The sequence below is a fragment of the Haloarchaeobius sp. HME9146 genome (assembly GCF_025399835.1).
Lineage (GTDB): Archaea > Halobacteriota > Halobacteria > Halobacteriales > Natrialbaceae > Haloarchaeobius.
In genome coordinates this window covers 350261-367475 of record NZ_JAODVR010000001.1, presented here as the reverse complement: position 1 = coordinate 367475, position 17215 = coordinate 350261, and the positions used below count along the sequence as shown (strand labels likewise).

Here is a 17215-nt window from a genome sequence, read left to right as displayed (position 1 = left end):
GCTCACCCCAACTGCTCCCCGACCAGCCGGTCGCACTCCGCGATAAACTCGTCCTCCTTGCCCCGCGGAATCGTCGCCCCGGCCGCGATGACGTGCCCGCCGCCGTCGCCGCCGACGGCCTGTGACGCCTCGCGCATCACGACCGAGAGGTCCAGTCCATCCCGGACGAGGTGGCCGGTTCCACGGGACGAGACCTTGACCTCCTCGTCGCTCTCGTTCGCGAAGGCGATGATGGGTCGTCCCCTGTCGATACCGCTCGCCCCGAGGGACATCCCGGCGACGATGCCGACGATGGTCTCGCGGATGCGGTCGTCGGCGTGGAACCACTGGACGTGGTCCTCCTTGGTCGTCCCCTCGTTCTTGACGAACTGGAGGCCCTCGGAGAGGTTCCGGCGGTGGTTCCGGAGCAGTTCGCGCGCCGCGGTGAGTGCCTCGTCGCGCTCGCCCAGACACACCGCGAGCCCCACGTCGGCGCGTTCGTACCGGGCGGTCGCGTTGAGCAGCGTCGAGAACTCGCTGGCGTCCCGGAGTTCCGTGCCCTCGGGCTCGGCGAGGAGCGTGTAGCTCGTCCCGACGAGGCGGTCGATGCGGTCGGCGGGCACGCCCGAGCGCACTGCCCGCTGGACGAGGCCGCTGGCGACTTTCTGGCGCTCGTCGGCGTCGAGGTCGACCCAGCGCTTCCAGTCGTCGCCCGCTCTCGCCTCGATATCGAGGTCGTTCAGGAAGTCGATGGCCCCGTTCCGGTTGTTCGTGATGCCCGGGATGACCACGTCGCTGGCGTATTCGAGCAGTTTGGGGAGTTCCCGCGTCTGCTTGCCGTACACCGCGAGGTCGGTGCCCTCCTCGAGGACGCCCGCTGCCACGCCGTCCTCGACGATGCCCTGGTTCGCCCCCTGCAACTCGCCGTCGGTGTCCTGCATGTCGCCCACGGCCCCCACGACCGCGAGACGGGCCAGGTCCCGGTTGTCGCCGTCGCCCTCCAGCGCTCGTGCGAGGACGTACGCCGCGCCCGCGCCGGAGAGTTCGGAACCACCGTCGATGCCGAACAGCAGGGGATTCAGGTGGTATTCTGTCTCTGCGTCGGCCGGCTGGTGGTGGTCCGCGATGACCGGCGTGAAGTCGCCCGCCTCCTCGTGTGGCGCGATGACGTCCAGTTGCCCGCTCCCGAAGTCGGTGAACAGCACGGTGTCGTAGTCGGTCGCGGCGATGGCCGCGACAGCCTCCTCGTCGAGCTGTTTCTCGAAGTTCACCTCGAACGGGATACCGGCGCGCTCGAGCGCCGTCGCGGCGACGCCGGCGCTGGTCAGGCCGTCAGCGTCGATGTGCGAGTTGAGGAGCACCTCGTCGGCCGCGCGCAGGCGCTCGGCGCACGCGGCGGCGCGGTCTGCCATTTCTGGGACCGGGACGGAATCGGGCATTCGTCGGGTAGTGGGGCGGTCTCGGGTTTAAACCATCGGGACAGTATCAAGGTCGTCATTTTTCAGCGCAACCGTGCTATCTTACCGCATGGCAGTCGACCCAGCCGCACGACCGGAGCCGGACACCGACGCCGGCGCGGTCACCGAGGAGGCGACCGTCCACGACGAGGGCGTCGAACTCGAACGGACCATCGGCCTGCGAGGGGCCATGGCCATCGGCGTCGGGACGATGATCGGCGCGGGTATCTTCGTGTTCCCGGGGCTGGCAGCCGGGCAGGCCGGGCCCGCCGCCGCCCTCTCGTTCGCCATCGGGGCGGTCATCGCCCTGCTGGTGGCGGTCCCGACCGCGGAACTGGCCACCGCGATGCCGAAGTCGGGCGGTGGCTACTACTTCATCTCGCGTGGGCTCGGGACGCTGTTCGGGGCTGTCGTCGGGCTCTCGGTCTGGCTCGGGCTCGTGTTCGCGTCGGCGTTCTACCTCGTCGGCTTCGGCAACTACGCCGCGGCCGTCCTCGCCGAAGTGGGGGTGAACGCAGCCGGGCTCGTGATTCCGCTCGGGCTCGCGTTCGCCGTCTTGCTCACCGCGCTCTCGCTCACGGGGACCGAGAACGCGACCAAGCTCCAGAACGTCGTCGTCGCGCTGTTGCTCGTCATCCTGACCGGGTTCCTGACCTACGGCAGCCTCGACGCCCTCGGGGTGTTCGGCCGGGCCTCGGCACCAGAGACGTTCTTCCGGTTCGGCCTCGCGCCGGTGTTCTCGACCGCGGCGCTGGTGTTCACCTCCTACCTCGGGTTCGCACAGGTCGCGACCGTCGCGGGTGAGGTGAAGAAACCGGGCAAGAACCTCCCGCTGGCGATGGTCGGCTCGGTCCTCCTCGTCGGCGTGTTCTACGTCGCGACCATCTTCGTCGCGACGAGCGCGTTCGGGAGCCCGCGTCTCGAACAGTTCGGCGAGACCGCGATGGTCGAGGTGGCCCGCGACTTCTTCGGGCTGGCCGGCGCAGTGGCAATCCTGCTCGCGGGGCTGCTCGCGACGCTCTCGTCGGCGAACGCGAGCATCCTCTCGTCCTCACGGGCTATCTACGCCCTGAGTCGTGACGCCATCGTCCCCGAGCGCTTCCGCCGGCTCAACCTGAAGTACGGCACCCCGCACATCGCGCTGGTCTCGGCAGCCGGACCGGTGCTGGTGCTCGTGGGAACCGGGCAGGTCGAGATACTGGCGGAGGTGGCCTCGTTCCTGCATCTCATCATGTACGGCCTGATGTGTGTCGCGCTGGTGGTCATCCGGCGGTCGCCGCCGGAGTGGTACGAACCCGACTTCGAGGTGCCCCTCGGCCCCGTGATTCCCGTGCTTGGAGCCATCGCGAGCTTCGGGCTCATCGCGTTCATGAAGCCCGCCTCACAGCTCATCGGGGTCGCCGTGATGGTACTGGCAGGGGTGTGGTACTTGTACTACGCCCGCGACGTGAAACTACGAGGTGCCGTATGACCCGACGCGTACTCGTTCCGGTGCAGGTACTGAAGGGGGAGAGCGTCTCGCCAGGCGTGGCCGAGGTCCTCGCGGACGTGCCGGTCCTGCTGCTTGGCTACCACGTCCTCCCCGAGCAGACGCCGCCCGGGCAAGGGAAACTGGAGTTCGAGGAACAGGCACAGAACAAGCTCGCGGACGTGGTCGAACTGTTCGAGGAGCACGGCGCGACCCCGGAGACCCGCATCGTCTTCACCCACGACGCGGAGAAGACCATCGACCGCGTCGCCGACGAGACGGGATGCGACGCCTACCTCCTTCCGAATCCGACCCCCGAGGTGAAGGACGTACTCGTCCCGGTCCACCCCGACGTGGCCGTCGAGCGCGTCGTCGAGTACGCCGCGGCCGTCTTCGCGAACGACGACGTCACCATCTCCATCTTCGCGACCGCCCCCGACGAGGAGACGCTCTCCGAGCGAACCGCGCTCGTCGAGGCCGCCTACGACTGGTTCGTCGAGCACGGTTTCTCCGAGGACGTGCTCGATACCACCGTCAAGCTGACCGACGCCCCCATCCGCGCCACGGCGGCGGCCGCCACCGAGCACGACCTCGTCGTGATGGGCGAACGCGCCCCCTCGCTCCGGTCGATCGTCTTCGGCGAGGACGTCGACCAGGTGGCCGAGCTGTCGGTCGGACCGGTGCTCGTCGTCAAGCGCCCGCCGGAGCCGGAACCGGACGAGGTCGTGGAGGCTGCCGAGGAAGCCGAGGCCGAGCGGGAGGTGATGGAGGCCGCGGAGCAGGAAGCAGTGGACGCCGCGATACGGGAGAGGGACGACGAGACCGACGAGGCTGATCGATAACCCCAACCAACTGGGGACACGCCTGTCACCGGGTGACGGTGGTGTCCGCGAGCGTTTATCGGTCGAGAACCCGTACGTTTCTCTCATGAGCGACCAGCAGCAAGCACCCGTCACCGACGAGTTCCCCGAGAGTCCCTTCCGAACGACCGGCACCGACCACATCACAATCTGGGGCAGTAACGAGGAAGACACGCTCGCGTTCTACCGCGACCTCCTCGGCATGCGACTCGTGCTCCGACAGCCGAACCTCGACGACCCCTCGCAGACGCACCTGTTCTTCGACACCGGTGACGGCCGCATCCTCACCTTCTTCGTGAGCGACGACCGCCCCTCGGCTCGGGGCGTCCGCGGCGGCGTCGGTGCGGTCCACCACCTCTGTTTCAGCGTCGACCCCGAACGGTACGAGGAGGTCATGGACGCGCTGGACGAGGCCGGGCACCACTACAACGTGTTCGACCGGGGCATCTTCCACTCCATCTACACCAAGGACAACAACGGCCTCGTCATCGAGCTCTCGACGGACAAGTACGACATCCCGGACGATCGCCGCGCCGAGGTGCTGGCGACGACCCAGCGCATCCGCGAGGAGGACGGTGCCGACTACGCGAAGGACGAGCACATGGCGGCCGCCCTGGAGGAACTCGGGATGGACGCGACGCCGTACGACCTGCCCGACGCTTCCTCGGGCGTCGGTGGCGTGAACTGACGCAGTTTCGCCCCGAATTCCCAAATACCCACCAGAGACGCTTTCTCTTGCCCGTCGCCGAAGGATAGGAGTTCCTTCGCGAAACCGATTTGATATCGTGGTATGTGATTTATTGGACGTGGTCGGGCGATACCCGGCCAACACAGAATTCTCTCGAAAAGTGGCTTCTCGATGCCGAATACTACCGAAAACCGGGTTCCGAACTCAGTCGTGGTACGTCGGGGCCGCTTCCTCGACGACCACGCAGGCCAGCTCCTCGAAGTCCGCGTTGTCGGGGACCACGTCGACTGCGATACCGAGTGATTCGGCCGTCTCACGGGTCGGCGGGCCGATGACGCCGACGACGGCGTCGTTCAGGCCGGCGAGCGCTTCCTCGCGAATCCCCTTCTCGTCGGCGGTCGCGAGGAAGTTCTCGACCGTGAGCGAGGAGGTGAACGCGGCAGCGTCCAGATCGCCCGAAGCGGCCAGTTCGACCGACTCACCCGCGCCCTCGGGCCGGACGAGTTCGTACAGGACCGTCTCGTGGACGAACGCGCCAGCCTCCCAGAGGCCGTCGATGAGCACGTCGCTGCCGTGGTCGCTCCGGGCGACCTCGACGGTCGCGCCAGCCACATCGCCGGCAAGCTCCGAAACCAGCCCGCTGGACGTGTATTCGTCCGGAATCCGGTCCACCTCGTACCCCTGGTCGCGGAGCGCCTGGGCCGTCGAGGGGCCGATGGCACAGACCGTGGTCTCTCCGGGCTCCCAGCCTGCCTCGCGGGCGAGTTCCGCGCCGGTCTTGCTCGTGAGGATGGTGTAGTCCGCGCCCGTCTGCGGGCCAGACCCCGAGGGACGAACCGACAGCATCGGGTCTGGAACCGGCGTCGCGCCCAGCGATTCGATGAGTTCGATTGCGTTCGACAGGCGCTCGTCGTCCGGCCGGAAGACGGCGACGGTCGTGTCTCTGGTCGTCATTGGAGGAACTCAAGCACCTCCTCACGCGTGCCCGCGACGTCGCCGATGACGGTGATCGCGGGGGGCTCGATACCCTCTGCGTCCCGAACGTCGACGATGGTGTCGAGGGTCCCGGTCGCGACCTGCATGTCGGGCCAGGTTGCGCGTTCGACCAGTGCGACGGGGGTCTCGGGGTCCATCCCGGCCTCTCGCAGGGCTTTCGTGTACTCCGGCAGCTTGCCGACGCCCATGAAGACGACGATAGTGCCGCCGGTCGCGGCGAGCGCCTCCCAGTTCACTGCGGATTCCTCTTTCGTGGGGTCCTCGTGGCCCGTGACGAACGAGACGGATGAGGCGTGGTCGCGGTGGGTTACCGGGATGCCTGCGACGCCAGCCCCCGCGATGGCGGAGGTGATACCGGGGACGTACTCGAACTCGATACCGTTCGCGGCGAGGTGTTCGGCCTCCTCGCCGCCGCGGCCGAAGACGAACGGGTCGCCGCCCTTCAGGCGGACGACCGTCTTGCCCTCCTCGGCGAGTTCGACCAACCGCTTGTTGGTGTACTCTTGCGGGGTCCACTCGCCGCCGGCGCGCTTGCCCACGTCCTCGCGCTTCTCCTCGGGGATGAGGCCCAGAATCTCTGGGCCAGGCAGCTTGTCGTGCAGGACCACGTCGGCCTCCTCAAGGAGGTGGGTGGCCTTCACGGTCAGCAGCTCCGGGTCGCCGGGGCCGCTCCCGACGAGGTAGACCTTCCCCGTCATTTCTCGCGGGCGGCCTGCACGTACTCGGCCGCGCCCTTCTCGTTCAGGTCCTCGGCGAAATCTCGTGCGGCTTTCGCGTGGGTCTCGACCGGGAGGTCGCGTCGTTCCTTGACGACGCCCTCGCCGTCGGGGTGAAGCACCTGCGCCGTGGTTCGGACGAACTCGCCCTGAATCATGGCGTGGACGCCGATTGGGGCGATACAGCCGCCGTTGAGCCCCGCGAGCACGGTCCGCTCGACTGTCGTCTCGACGCGGGTCCGGGGGTGGTCGAGCGCCTTGTGGATGGCCTCGGCGGTCTCGCCGTCCGCCGCCGTCACGGCCAGTGCGCCCTGGCCGGCGGCCGGGACGAACTCGGTGGTCGGCAGCTGTTCGTACTCGATGTGGTGGAGCAGCCCGGACCGGCGCAGGCCAGCCTCGGCGAGCACGATGGCGTCGTAGTCGGTCTCGACCTCGCGGCCGAGGGCACGCTTGCGGATCTCCGAGAGGGACTCGAACCACTCGTCGGTGGTCTGGTCGAACTCGGGGTCAGGGTCGTCCTTACCGACTGCGCCCTTGCGCTCCTTGTCCGCCTCGCTCCGGCGCTCGTGTTCGCGCTGGAGGGCGGGCGCGAGCAGCTTCTCGACCCGGGTGTCGACGTTCCCGCGCAGGGGTTCGACGACGAGGTCATCGCGGTAGTCCTCTATCTGGGCCTGTCGTCGCATCGACGAGGTGCCCACGACCGCCCCGGGTTCGAGGTCGTCGAGCGACGTCCCGTCGGGGGTAACGAGCACGTCGCCCGGTGCAGCGCGCTCGGGAACGCCCGCGACCACGAGGTCGTCGGGCAGCTCCGTCGGCATGTCCTTCATGGAGTGGACGGCAGCATCGACGTTCCCGTCGAGGATCTCCTCGTCCAGCGACCGGACGAACGCCCCGGTCTTCCCCAGGTCCTGTATCAACTCGTCGCGTATCCGGTCGCCCTCGGTCTCCACTTCGACCAGCTCGACCTCGTATCGCTGGTCTTCGAGGGCGTCCCGGACCGTCGCCGCCTGTCGCAGCGCGAGGTCGGAGCCCCGCGTGGCGAGTCGGATGGTCCCGCGTGTTCGCATGGTCGGGAATCGGCGGCCGAGGGTGAAAAGCCCTCCAGTTTGTCGCTGCCCACTCGATTGGTGGCCGTACTACCCGCTTCTCGCCACGACTCTCCGGAAGATGCCGCTCAGAGACGCTGGTGCGCTGTTTCTCGGCCGATGAGTCGGTTCTGCCCTTCCGTAGTGATGTATCACATACTGCTATATCAAATCTATTCGGTGGTGCTCACGGCGACGCGCCGAGGAGCCCGAGGTCCGTCACCTGCCGTCGACGATGGCCAGCGCCGTTTCTCGGACTGCCCGGGCGGCGGCGTCAACCTGTTCGGATGTGGCACCCTTCACGGAGAGCCACGTTTCGAGGTTGTTCATCGAGCGGAGCAGCGTGAGCAGTTCGTAGAGGTCGCGGTGCTCGGCGAGCTCGTCGAAGACACGCGGCGATCCGGCCTCGCGATATCCGTCCAACAGTGCGGGACGGATGCGGTCGGTGTAGTCCGGTGAGTCGGGGAGGAGCCGCCACTGGCCACCGTTCATGCTCTGTTCGATGAGCACGAGGTCGTAGGCGGGTGTGACCGACAGCGAGAACGCCCAGTCGAGCATCCCGGTGATATCGCCCGTCTCGGGGTCGTGTCGAACGTTCTCGACGGAGTTATCGATGTGCCCGAGCACCGGCCGGAACGGTCCCTCCAGTCGTCCGATACGGTCGTCGAGAAACGGTCCGATGTCGTCTACGAGGTCACCGAACCGCGTGTCGGCCGCGCGGGTGAGGGTGTCGTCGGCCCACGCACGAATCTGCGATTTCCACGTCTCGACCGGGTCTGCGACGACGAGCGTGTCGGGGGAGGCCGGTGGACGTGCGCCGCGGAGCGTGTTGTCTGGGTTCCGGGTCAGGTAGCCGTAGCCGTCGAACAGGGTGAGGTCGTGGAGTTCGGCGAGATACCGCCCGGACGCCCGAGCGAGCTGTTCGAGCCGACCGTCGGGGAGCGTGTCGAGTTCGTTCCGTTCGACGGTGACACCCGGAGCGTAGCCGGCCAGAAAATACGGAGCTGGCAGGTCGTCGTGTTCGTCGACTGCGCCGTACACCTCGGGCACGGGAATCGACGTGTTCGCGTCGAGGAGCCGCAGGATGCGTGCCTCGACGTCGATACCGTGAGACTCCCCGTTCGGGCTGGCCTTCAGGACGGCTCGTTTCGGGCCGACAGGTGTGTCGAGCTTGAGGACGTGTACGGGCAGGTAGCCGCCCTTCGCCGGTTCGTGTGCGCGGAGCGACCACTCAGGGGCGATGGTTCGGACCGTCCGTTCTATCGTTTCTGTACCGATGGTGGTGTCGTCGTTCATCGTGGTGTGATATCGAAGCCGCTGCTGAGGAAGCGATACGAGAACAGCCAGGGCAGCCGGACCTGAGGCTTCGAGAGCAGTACAACAGCTGCTGCTCGACGCGAATAGACTACCGTCCGACGCCAGGAACCACGATCAGTCCATCTCGTGTGAACCGAGACGAGACGGCTACTTGAAAATGTGGGCAGCACGCGACGTGGGCCCGTCGTCAGGCCTGCGCCACAACCGCATAGAACGGGTCACCACTCAGCCCGGGCAGGACGGACTGTCTCGAATCTCGAATCGTCTCGACCACCTCGAACCCGGCTGCCTCGCAGTAGCGGGCCACGAGGTCGGCCCGCTCGTCCATCGAGCCCTCGCGCCACGCCCGGATGGCCTTCTGCCAGAACGTTCGATTGGAGAACGAGACGACGAGGACGCCACCCTGGCGGAGCACCCGTGAGAACTCCCGGAAGACGGGTTCCGGGTACTGCAGGTACTGCACGGAGACGGCACACAGCACCGCGTCGAAGCTGTCGTCGGCGAATGGAAGGGCCTGGTCTTGGTTCAGATTCTGGACCACGTATTCGTCGAGTCGCGGGTTCTCGGCCAGTTCGGCCTCGTTCAGGCCGTGACCGACCACGCGCTCGAGTTTGAGTTCGTCGGGCAGGTGCGACACCCAGCTCGACATCGCGTCCAGGAGTTCGTCGCCGTCTTCGAGGTGGTCCGAATAGAGGTCTGTGAGCCGGTCCCTGAAGCCGTCGTCGACGTGATGGACGAAGCGCGGCTGGTCGTAGAACGAATCGTCGGGGCTCGAATCGAGCTTTGCGCGGTCCGCCTCGGAGAGGACCGGGTCGTCTGGCATCGGGTAGGCGTTAGGACCGGAGGGAGAAAGAAGGCGTGTTCGGGGTGTCTACAGCGCTTCCTTGTACGCTTCCAGCGTCTCCTCGACGTCCTCCTCGGTGTGCCCGTAGCTCACGAACTGCGACTCGAACTGGTTCTGGCTGAGGAAGATGCCCAGTTCTTTCATCTTGGGCCAGAACAGCCGCCGCCAGCGGTCGGTCTCGGCTGCGGCCACGTCCCCGCCGTCTTTCGGGCAGTACTCGAAGCGTGGACAGCCGGGGCGCTGCTGGCAGCCGGCCTCGCACTGGCCCTCGAGGTCATTCGGACCCTCGCGGGTGAAGATGACCTTGAACATCGAGTCGGTGCCGACGACGGTGTACTCGGGGGCGTAGTCGGCACAGATCTCGGTCAGGCCGCGCCGCAACTGCTCGCCCAGCGAGTTGACGTGGTCGTACACGTCGTTCTCGGCGGCGAATTTCAGGGTTTCCAGCCCGGCGGCCATCGTCACGGGGTGGCCCGAGAAGGTGCCGGCCTGGAACACGTCGCCCGAGGGCGTGAAGTTCCGGATGATCTCGCTTTTGCCACCGATGGCGCCGACGGGGAAGCCGCCGCCGATGATCTTCCCGAACGTGGTGATGTCGGGGTCGATGTCGAACTTGCCCTGGGCGCACTGGAGGCCGCCGACGCGGAAGCCCGTGATGACCTCGTCGAAGATGAGCAGGGAGTCGTGGTCCTCACACAGCTCTTCGAGGGTCTCGTGGTACTCGTCGGTCGGCGAGACGATGCCGTAGTTCGCCAGGACGGGTTCGACGAGCACGCCCGCGATGTCGTCGCCGTGCTTCTCGAAGACGTGGTGGGCGGCCTCGTGGTCGTTGAACGGCACCGCGATGGTGTGCTCGGCGAACGAGTCCGGGATGCCGGGACTGGAGGGGTGGAGGTCGCCGCCCTCGCCCTCGACGAGTGTCGAGTCGTTCGCGCCGTGGTAGCTGCCCTGCATCACGACGATCTTGTCGCGACCGGTGTAGGCACGGGCGAGGCGGACCGCGGAGACGGTCGCCTCGGTCCCGGAGTTCACGAAGCGGATCATCTCGACGCTCGGGACGTGCCGGGTGACGAATTCGGCGTGTTCGACCTCGATCTCGGCGGGTGCGCCGAACATCGGGCCGCTGCTGGCGTGCTTCTGGACCGCGGACTGGACCGGCTGGGGCAGGTCGTGGCCGAGCAGGAGTGGGCCGAGACCCTGCACCCAGTCGATGTAGCGATTCCCGTCCGCGTCGATGACGTGGCCGCCGTCGCCGCGTTCGACGAAGAAGGGGTACGGCTCGATGGCGGCACGGACGGCAGAGTTGACGCCACCGGGCATGACAGAGAGCGCCCGGTCGTACAGGTTCCGCGAGTTCTCCTCGTGCATGGCAGGGCGTTCGAAGTCGGTCCTAAAAGGGTTGACCCACTGGCGCGTCGGTTTCAGGGACCGAGAACTGGCGTGGCTGGCGCTACCATCGGCAATCATGTTGAGCGTTCCCACCACACAACTGCTATTTCGAGGCCTCTCCTCGGTCGAATCGTGACGCGTCACGAGAACCTGTTCGGCTTCGTCGCGCTCGCCGCGCTGTGGGGCGCGTCGTATCCGGCTATCCGCGCCGCGAAGGCCGGTGTCGACCCGCTGTTGATGGCGGCGCTCCGGTTCGACGCCATCGGCCTCGTCGTCCTCGCGTACGCGCTCGTTCGCGGGCAGCGCATCTGGCCGGGCGCGCAGGACGCCCGGAGCATCCTGGTCGGTGGTGTCGGCATCGTCGCGGTCCACAACGGCTTGCTCTTCGTGGGTCAGGCCCGCGTCTCGGGTGCGGTCGGCGCGGTCGTGCTCGCGACCGTCCCCATCTGGAGCGTCGGCTTCGCCGCCGCGTTCCTCGACACCGCCCGCCCGACGCCCTCTCGGGTGGCCGGCGTCTGCCTCGGCCTCATCGGCACGGCTATCCTTGCCGTCCCCGGCCCGATGGCAGTCGATGCGCCAGACCCGCTGGGTGTCGGGCTCCTCCTCGCGTCCGCAGCGGCGTTCGCGCTCGCCGCAGTGGGTCTCCGTCGCGAGTCCCCTGTGCTCGGTGTGGCTGCTCGCCAGGGCTGGATGATGCTCGTCGGCGGACCGCTCCTCCACGTCGCCAGCGTCCTCGCCGGCGAACCACAGACCATCACGGTCACCCCCCGCGTCGTCATCGCGTTCGGCTATCTCGTCCTCGCCGCCGGTGTCGCCGGCTACCTGCTGTACTTCGGCCTGCTCGACCGACTCGGGCCGGTCGAGATAAACCTCGTCGGCTACGTCGCCCCCGTGTTCGCGACGCTCGTCGGCTGGTACTGGCTGGACGAGGTCGTCTCCGTGGGAACCGTCGTGGGCTTCCTCGTTATTTGCGTGGGGTTCGCGCTGGTCAAGCGCCCGGCGCTCCGCGGCGCTCTCCGTGGAGCATCGCGATAGCCTCGTCGTCCGAGACCTGCTCGAAGTGGTCGTAGAACTGCCCGACGGCGGCGAAGTGTGGTGGGGACGAGACCACGACCACGTCGTCTGCGACCCGCCGGAGCTGTTCGACGGTGTTCGGTGGGGCGACCGGGACGGCGACGGTCACCGAGGCGGCGTCCGCGTTCTCGAGCGATTCGACGCAGGCGAACATGGTCGCGCCCGTGGCGACCCCGTCGTCGACGACCATGACGTGCTTGCCGGCGACGGTCTCGGGGCCGTCGACCCGGTAGTGCTCTGCCTTCTCGCGAGCCAGCTCGGCGACCCGCTCGCGTTCCTCGTCGACGTACGTCTCGGGCACGCCGAGCCGACCGATGAGTGGCTCGTTTCGCCACAGGCTCCCGTCCGCCGCCACCGCCCCGATGGCCAGTTCGGCGTTCCCGGGCGCGCCCAGCTTCTTCGCCGCGACGATGTCGAGGGGGACCCCCAGCTCGTCGGCGACGATGCGTCCGATGGGCACGCCGCCACGCGGGACGGCGACCACGAGGTCGACCTTGTCTTCGAGGTCGCGGTCGTCGATGACCTGTACCAGTTGCTCGGCCGCGTCTCTCCTGTTGCGGAACATCTGTGTGAAAAGATACCACACCGAGCTACATTCGTCTTCGCTCTCGTATTCCCACGGTATCAGGACGTGACCGGTGTTATGCGGGTCGAAGCTGACAGAGCACGAACTGGTCCAGGGCGTCCCGCAGCCGGGCCGAGTCGTGTCCCAGCGCCTCCCTGCGGAGCGCCGCCTCGTGGACCGAGAAGATGGCCGAGGCGGCCAGGTCGGGGTCGACCGGTTCGAACGTCCCGTCGTCGACGCCGCGTTCGATGGTCTCGACCAGTGAATCGTACATCACCGACTGGAGGCTGTCGAGGCTCGCCCGGATGCGCTCGTCACGCAGCGCGTGGACGTACAGTTCGAGGTAGGGTTCGAGCAGGCCGTCGGCGTCGAGCGCGTCGAGGCCGACGAGCGTCTCCAGCAGAACCCGCAGGCGCAGGTGTGGCTGCTCGGGCGCGACCATGACGAACTCCGTGAACCGGTCGCTCTCGTACTCCAGGAACGAGGCGACGAGGTGCGTGGTGTCGTCGTAGTAGCGGTCGAGTGTACTCCGGTCGTGTTCACACCCTGCTGCAACGCGTTCGAACGAGAGCTCCATGTACCCCTCCTCGGCCAGTGCTTCGCGCGTGGCCTCCATGATGGCACTCTCGACGATTGGCTTCGGCCCCCCTGCCATTGTCTCGGTAGTACAGGCGAGGCATATCATAAAAAACGCACTGGCCGAATATCAGGTTTCTAGCGCGTCTCTGGCCAAAAGAGCAAAGTAGGGTTGTTTCGACCGCGTCCAAAGCGCGGGGTCACGGTGACGGCCGTGTTCTCCTGACCTCGGGGACAGTTCAGGACCCATCCCCCAGATGAAATTTACCATCCCGAACTCTACGAGTCGATATGGCAGAACATCAGGGATGGGTCGTCGCGGAGGTATCGGACACCGGCGACCCGACAGCCGTGCTGGAGGCAGTCACCGGGGCGAATCCCGGGCAGGTGCGGGGACAGCGTGAGGAGTCCCGCGTCGTATTCTACGACGACGGCGTGGCGACGACATCGGTCGAGCCAGCCCTCTCTACTGTCAGCGAGCACCTCGACCGGGTGGTCATCGTCGAGTCGTTCGAGGGCGGCATGGGAGAAACAGTGAGCCGGTACTACGAAGTCGGTGACGAGGGACTGGGCGACCCGGTCGACGAACTCGAAAGCGTCTCGCGCTGGTTCGTGGAGTCACATTTCGACTACTACACAGCACGCTACGGTGTCGATGGCGGAATCTGACGACGCCCTGTTGTGGGAACGACTCGAGACCGCTGGCCACGACGAGGCTGTTCACGTCGTCGCGGACCTGCATGCCGCGCTGGTCAGTGACCCGCCGGGGTGGTCCGTGGTTCCGTCTGCCGAGAACGTCCAGACGCTGGGGTCGTTGCTGGCACACGACGACGAAAGTGTCCGAGCCAGCACGGTCGTCTTGCTCTCCTCTCTCGTCACCAGGAGCGTCTTCGAGGAGAATCAGGAACTCGATGCCAGCATCGACCGTGCCGTGCTCGCTGGTCGACTCCTCGACTGTATCGACGACGAGCATCGCCACGTCCGGCAGGTCGCGGTCTCCAGCGGGATGACCGGGCGGCTGGTCGCCAGCGAGCTCGACGACGAGTCGTTCAGTTCGAAGTCGCGGGCGTGGCTGGCCCGACGTCTCGTTGCGCGACTGCACGACCCTGCGCCCATCGTTCGCAAACGCGTCGCCAACTACGTCGCCTCGAACGCGGTGGAGGTACTGGAGGCGCACCCCGACACGGCAGCAGCTGTCGACAGTCTGGTCGACAGCTTCGACGACGGCCTCGACGCCCTGGCACCGGACCGTGACGCGACCACACCGCGGTACGCGGCACTGCGGGCGCTCACCGAGTACGCAGCCCACGACGGGTGGCTCGTCGCCGACCGAATCGACGCCATCACGCGCCTGCTCACAGACCCATCGCAGCAGGTCCGATGGGCTGCCACCGAGTTGATATGCGACCTGAGAGAGTGTGGAGCCATCGACCTCGAAACCATCGCTCCCGACGTTGTCGGTGCACTCGAACAGAGCGTCTATCCGCTGACGGAACGGTCGATGCCGCTTGCGGTCGATGTCGCGCTTGCCTCTCCCTCGACGGCAGACACCCTCGCCCGGGAACTCCGGCTGAAGATCGGTGGTGAACGAACGAGTCAGCCGCATCACTGCACCTACCAGAGCCAGTACACGGTCGAGGCGATTGCACGGCTCGTGACCGAGAGTGACTTCGACGCCGACCCTGTCTTGCAGACGCTCGCGGGGTTGGTCGACACGGTCGACTTCGACGAAACCGACCCGCTAGTCGCGCTGGCAGACGAGCACCCCTCGTTCGTGGCCGAGCAGTTGCGGGCTGGCTATCAGCAGGTGCTTGCGGGTGAATTGTCCGGGTTTTCCCGCTTCGATGAGCACCTGGTCGCGGGGGTAGCGAAACGCTCCAGAGCGGCGGTCGAAGGGGTCCCCGCCGTCTTGACCGGGGACCTGGGCGACCGGACGCTCCTGCGGGCGACCTACCAGCTTTCGCTGGTCTGTCCCGACCTGGTCGCCGAAACCTTCCCCGAGGCGCTGGCGGCCGCGCATCGTAATCCCCCGGTCAGCACCGAGTTCGTGCCAATGCTCGAAGCGACCGCGGGCCAGTGGCAGGGTGTCCCGGCGGACGTCGTCGACGATCTCGTGGCGACTGCCGAGTACACTGCTGAGGGGTACTCGATGGCCCGCCAGCGTCGGCGGGCCGTGCGGGCGCTGGTGGCGCTCTACGAGAACGGCCACGATGCCGTGCCCGAGCGGGTCGCCCCGTTCGTCGAACCCTGTCGGCAGGGCCTGTTCGACGACGAGCGCCCCGGCGAAGCCGACCCGGTCGACCCACTAGAAACCGAGGCCGCAGCTATCGGCGGCTGGAACCGGACGAAAGAAGAGAAATATGTGGTGTTCTGTGCCGCGGGCGGTCCTCAGACCGCGTCCGGGCCGCGGTTGCCGGTGCGGACCTGGTAGGCGTCGTCGACGGGGGTGACGAAGATCTTCCCGTCGCCCTTCTCGCCCGTGTGGGCCGCGTCCGCGATGGCCTCGACCACGTCGTCGGCCGGGATGTCGGCGACGACGGTCTCGATCTTGACCTTCTGGTGGAGGTCGACGACGTACTCCTCGCCGCGCCACTGGCCCTTCTTCGCGGGCTGGGAGCCGCGGCCGGAGACGTTCGTCACGGTCAGCGACGGCGCGCCGGCAGCCGCGAGGGACTGCTTGACGTCACCGAGTTTGTCCGGGCGGATGTACGCGACGACCATCTTGATGGCGTCGGGGTGTCCGCCGTCGGTGCGGAACACGTCCATGCCGCCGTCGGTGACCACGTCGGGCTGGCCGAACTCGGGGTAGGTGTCGACGCCGTGTTCGCTGACGTCGAGGCCCTCACGCTCGTGTGCTTCCGAGACGCGAGCCTGACCGATTGCCTTCGCACCGCCGAAGACGAGGGCCGTCGCGAGGACGGTCCAGCCGACGATGAGTACGACGCCCGCGATCTGGGCGACGAAGCTCGCTTCTGCACCGGGGACTGCGACGAGCGGGAACGCGAGTGCGCCGAGGATACCGGCCGAACCGTGGACCGGGAAGACCGCACACACGTCGTCGATCTTGAGGCGCTTCTCGACGAACTCGAAGACGATGGGGAGCTGTGCCCCGGCCAGGAGGCCGACGGCGATGGCACCGGGCCAGACGATGGCGTCGGCGATGCCGGTGATACCCACCAGACCGGCGAGCAGGCCGTTCGCGACGTAGAGGGTGTCGACCTTCTGCGTCTTGTAGAGCGAGATGGCGGCCGCACCGATGGCCCCCGAAGTCATGCCGAGAGTGGTCACGAGCGCGACGCGCCCGACGTAATCGAACGCACCGAGGGCGAGGGTGCCGGCATCGGCCTGTTCCTGTGAGAACACGGTCGCGGCGGTCCCGACGTTGAAGCCGTACCAGCCGAACGCGAGGATGAGCGTGCCGAGGACGGCGAACGTCAGGGAGTGTCCCGGGATGACGTTCGTGCTGCCGTCGGCGTTGTAGCGGTCGATGCGCGGGCCGATGACCCACGCGGCGGTGAGACCGGCGACGCCGCCCATCCCGTGGACGATCATGCCGCCCGCGAAGTCGTGGAAGCCGAGTTGCGCGAGGATGCCGCCGCCCCACGTGAACCCGACCACGACGGGGTAGATGACGCCCGCGAGGAGGATGGTGTAGCCGACGTAGGCACGGAGCTTCGCACGCCCCGCGACCGCGCCGGAGACGATGGTCGCTGCCGTCATGGCGAACACCGCGCCGAACAGCCAGCTGACCCAGCCGGCCGAGCCGCCGTTGATGTAGCCGAACGCCCCGCCGACGTTCATCGGGTCGGGACCGGTCAGCTGTCCGACGAGCGTCGAGATACCCGCACCCAGTGCGAAGTACAACATCACGCCGACGCTCCAGGTCAGCATGTTCTTGGTCAACTGGTTCGCGACGTTCTTCGAGCGCACCTGCCCGGCCTCCAGCATGGCGAAGCCGGCGTGCATGAAGAAGATGAGGAAGGTGACGACGAGCACCCACATCAGGTTGATACCTTCGGCGAGGGCGGCGACGTCGGTCTGGAGGGGGGTCAGTACCATACTGCTCCCTCCGTCGTCGAGTCAATACTTGCTGGACGTTCGTTCACCGAGTGGCTGTAATTCGTGAATTTCGTCATGCTCACTTCGGTTAAACGCTCACGGTGCTTTATCACATAAAGGTGCGCACTGCAAGTGTCTAATT

General features: G+C 67.0%; 16 protein-coding genes. 6 read left to right on the top strand and 10 right to left on the bottom strand.

What is annotated here, in order from left to right:
- Positions 1-2: 2 nt before the first annotated feature.
- Entirely contained in the window at positions 3-1418 is a 1416-nt protein-coding gene (locus N6C22_RS01895; RefSeq protein WP_261648995.1) for a DHH family phosphoesterase, read from the bottom strand.
- Positions 1419-1506: 88 nt separating this feature from the next.
- On the opposite strand from N6C22_RS01895, the gene N6C22_RS01890 reads away from it, so the two are divergent.
- The 3 genes from N6C22_RS01890 (at position 1507) to N6C22_RS01880 (ending at position 4452) form a co-directional block, all read left to right on the top strand.
- Complete coding sequence (locus tag N6C22_RS01890) at positions 1507-2907, top strand: APC family permease (protein ID WP_261648993.1); 1401 nt, start codon at positions 1507-1509, stop codon at positions 2905-2907.
- Entirely contained in the window at positions 2904-3746 is an 843-nt protein-coding gene (locus tag N6C22_RS01885; protein WP_261648992.1) for a universal stress protein, read from the top strand. The genes N6C22_RS01890 and N6C22_RS01885 overlap by 4 nt, the downstream gene beginning before the upstream one ends.
- 85 nt (positions 3747-3831) lie before the next feature.
- On the top strand, positions 3832-4452 hold the full coding sequence (locus N6C22_RS01880) for a VOC family protein (RefSeq protein ID WP_261648990.1): 621 nt from the start codon (positions 3832-3834) through the stop codon (positions 4450-4452).
- Between the two features lie 204 nt (positions 4453-4656).
- Here N6C22_RS01880 and N6C22_RS01875 read toward each other — a convergent pair whose 3' ends face one another.
- The 6 genes from N6C22_RS01875 to N6C22_RS01850 all read right to left on the bottom strand — a co-directional run bounded on the left by N6C22_RS01875 (position 4657) and on the right by N6C22_RS01850 (position 10778).
- Complete coding sequence (locus N6C22_RS01875) at positions 4657-5406, bottom strand: uroporphyrinogen-III synthase (RefSeq protein WP_261648988.1); 750 nt, start codon at positions 5404-5406, stop codon at positions 4657-4659.
- Complete coding sequence (gene cobA / locus N6C22_RS01870) at positions 5403-6146, bottom strand: uroporphyrinogen-III C-methyltransferase (protein WP_261648986.1); 744 nt, start codon at positions 6144-6146, stop codon at positions 5403-5405. The genes N6C22_RS01875 and cobA overlap by 4 nt, the downstream gene beginning before the upstream one ends.
- Entirely contained in the window at positions 6143-7231 is a 1089-nt protein-coding gene (gene hemC, locus N6C22_RS01865; RefSeq protein WP_261648985.1) for a hydroxymethylbilane synthase, read from the bottom strand. Before hemC ends, cobA begins: the two co-directional genes overlap by 4 nt.
- Positions 7232-7468: 237 nt before the next feature.
- A complete protein-coding gene (locus tag N6C22_RS01860; RefSeq protein ID WP_261648984.1) occupies positions 7469-8545 on the bottom strand; it encodes a phosphotransferase family protein in 1077 nt (358 codons plus the stop codon).
- Between the two features lie 208 nt (positions 8546-8753).
- Positions 8754-9389, bottom strand: a complete 636-nt coding sequence (locus tag N6C22_RS01855; protein ID WP_261648981.1) for a class I SAM-dependent methyltransferase — start codon at positions 9387-9389, stop codon at positions 8754-8756.
- Between the two features lie 48 nt (positions 9390-9437).
- Positions 9438-10778, bottom strand: coding sequence for a glutamate-1-semialdehyde 2,1-aminomutase (locus N6C22_RS01850; RefSeq protein ID WP_261648979.1), 1341 nt, complete (start codon positions 10776-10778; stop codon positions 9438-9440).
- Between the two features lie 153 nt (positions 10779-10931).
- On the opposite strand from N6C22_RS01850, the gene N6C22_RS01845 reads away from it, so the two are divergent.
- On the top strand, positions 10932-11834 hold the full coding sequence (locus tag N6C22_RS01845; RefSeq protein WP_261648977.1) for an EamA family transporter: 903 nt from the start codon (positions 10932-10934) through the stop codon (positions 11832-11834).
- On the opposite strand, the gene N6C22_RS01840 is transcribed toward N6C22_RS01845, so the two are convergent.
- Together N6C22_RS01840 and N6C22_RS01835 are read right to left on the bottom strand one after the other, a co-directional pair.
- Positions 11788-12438, bottom strand: coding sequence for a phosphoribosyltransferase (locus N6C22_RS01840; protein WP_261648974.1), 651 nt, complete (start codon positions 12436-12438; stop codon positions 11788-11790). The genes N6C22_RS01845 and N6C22_RS01840 overlap by 47 nt on opposite strands.
- 76 nt (positions 12439-12514) lie before the next feature.
- Positions 12515-13093: a TetR/AcrR family transcriptional regulator gene (locus tag N6C22_RS01835; RefSeq protein ID WP_261648972.1), complete on the bottom strand. Its 579-nt coding sequence runs from the start codon at positions 13091-13093 to the stop codon at positions 12515-12517.
- Positions 13094-13305: 212 nt separating this feature from the next.
- Between N6C22_RS01835 and N6C22_RS01830 the strand changes: the two genes are divergently transcribed.
- Both N6C22_RS01830 and N6C22_RS01825 read left to right on the top strand, forming a co-directional pair.
- A complete protein-coding gene (locus N6C22_RS01830; protein WP_261648970.1) occupies positions 13306-13683 on the top strand; it encodes a hypothetical protein in 378 nt (125 codons plus the stop codon).
- On the top strand, positions 13670-15445 hold the full coding sequence (locus N6C22_RS01825; RefSeq protein WP_261648968.1) for a hypothetical protein: 1776 nt from the start codon (positions 13670-13672) through the stop codon (positions 15443-15445). Before N6C22_RS01830 ends, N6C22_RS01825 begins: the two co-directional genes overlap by 14 nt.
- Here N6C22_RS01825 and N6C22_RS01820 read toward each other — a convergent pair.
- Positions 15403-17073, bottom strand: coding sequence for an ammonium transporter (locus tag N6C22_RS01820; protein WP_261648966.1), 1671 nt, complete (start codon positions 17071-17073; stop codon positions 15403-15405). The genes N6C22_RS01825 and N6C22_RS01820 overlap by 43 nt on opposite strands.
- Positions 17074-17215 lie beyond the last annotated feature (142 nt).

Bases quoted from the DNA above. Each gene is read 5' to 3' on its own strand.
- hemC (WP_261648985.1), bottom strand. From the start codon at position 7,231: ATGCGAACACGCGGGACCATCCGACTCGCCACGCGGGGCTCCGACCTC.
- N6C22_RS01820 (WP_261648966.1), bottom strand. From the start codon at position 17,073: ATGGTACTGACCCCCCTCCAGACCGACGTCGCCGCCCTCGCCGAAGGT.
- N6C22_RS01855 (WP_261648981.1), bottom strand. From the start codon at position 9,389: ATGCCAGACGACCCGGTCCTCTCCGAGGCGGACCGCGCAAAGCTCGAT.
- N6C22_RS01880 (WP_261648990.1), top strand. From the start codon at position 3,832: ATGAGCGACCAGCAGCAAGCACCCGTCACCGACGAGTTCCCCGAGAGT.
- N6C22_RS01895 (WP_261648995.1), bottom strand. From the start codon at position 1,418: ATGCCCGATTCCGTCCCGGTCCCAGAAATGGCAGACCGCGCCGCCGCG.
- N6C22_RS01835 (WP_261648972.1), bottom strand. From the start codon at position 13,093: ATGGCAGGGGGGCCGAAGCCAATCGTCGAGAGTGCCATCATGGAGGCC.
- cobA (WP_261648986.1), bottom strand. From the start codon at position 6,146: ATGACGGGGAAGGTCTACCTCGTCGGGAGCGGCCCCGGCGACCCGGAG.
- N6C22_RS01890 (WP_261648993.1), top strand. From the start codon at position 1,507: ATGGCAGTCGACCCAGCCGCACGACCGGAGCCGGACACCGACGCCGGC.
- N6C22_RS01860 (WP_261648984.1), bottom strand. From the start codon at position 8,545: ATGAACGACGACACCACCATCGGTACAGAAACGATAGAACGGACGGTC.
- N6C22_RS01875 (WP_261648988.1), bottom strand. From the start codon at position 5,406: ATGACGACCAGAGACACGACCGTCGCCGTCTTCCGGCCGGACGACGAG.
- N6C22_RS01825 (WP_261648968.1), top strand. From the start codon at position 13,670: ATGGCGGAATCTGACGACGCCCTGTTGTGGGAACGACTCGAGACCGCT.
- N6C22_RS01840 (WP_261648974.1), bottom strand. From the start codon at position 12,438: ATGTTCCGCAACAGGAGAGACGCGGCCGAGCAACTGGTACAGGTCATC.
- N6C22_RS01850 (WP_261648979.1), bottom strand. From the start codon at position 10,778: ATGCACGAGGAGAACTCGCGGAACCTGTACGACCGGGCGCTCTCTGTC.
- N6C22_RS01885 (WP_261648992.1), top strand. From the start codon at position 2,904: ATGACCCGACGCGTACTCGTTCCGGTGCAGGTACTGAAGGGGGAGAGC.
- N6C22_RS01830 (WP_261648970.1), top strand. From the start codon at position 13,306: ATGGCAGAACATCAGGGATGGGTCGTCGCGGAGGTATCGGACACCGGC.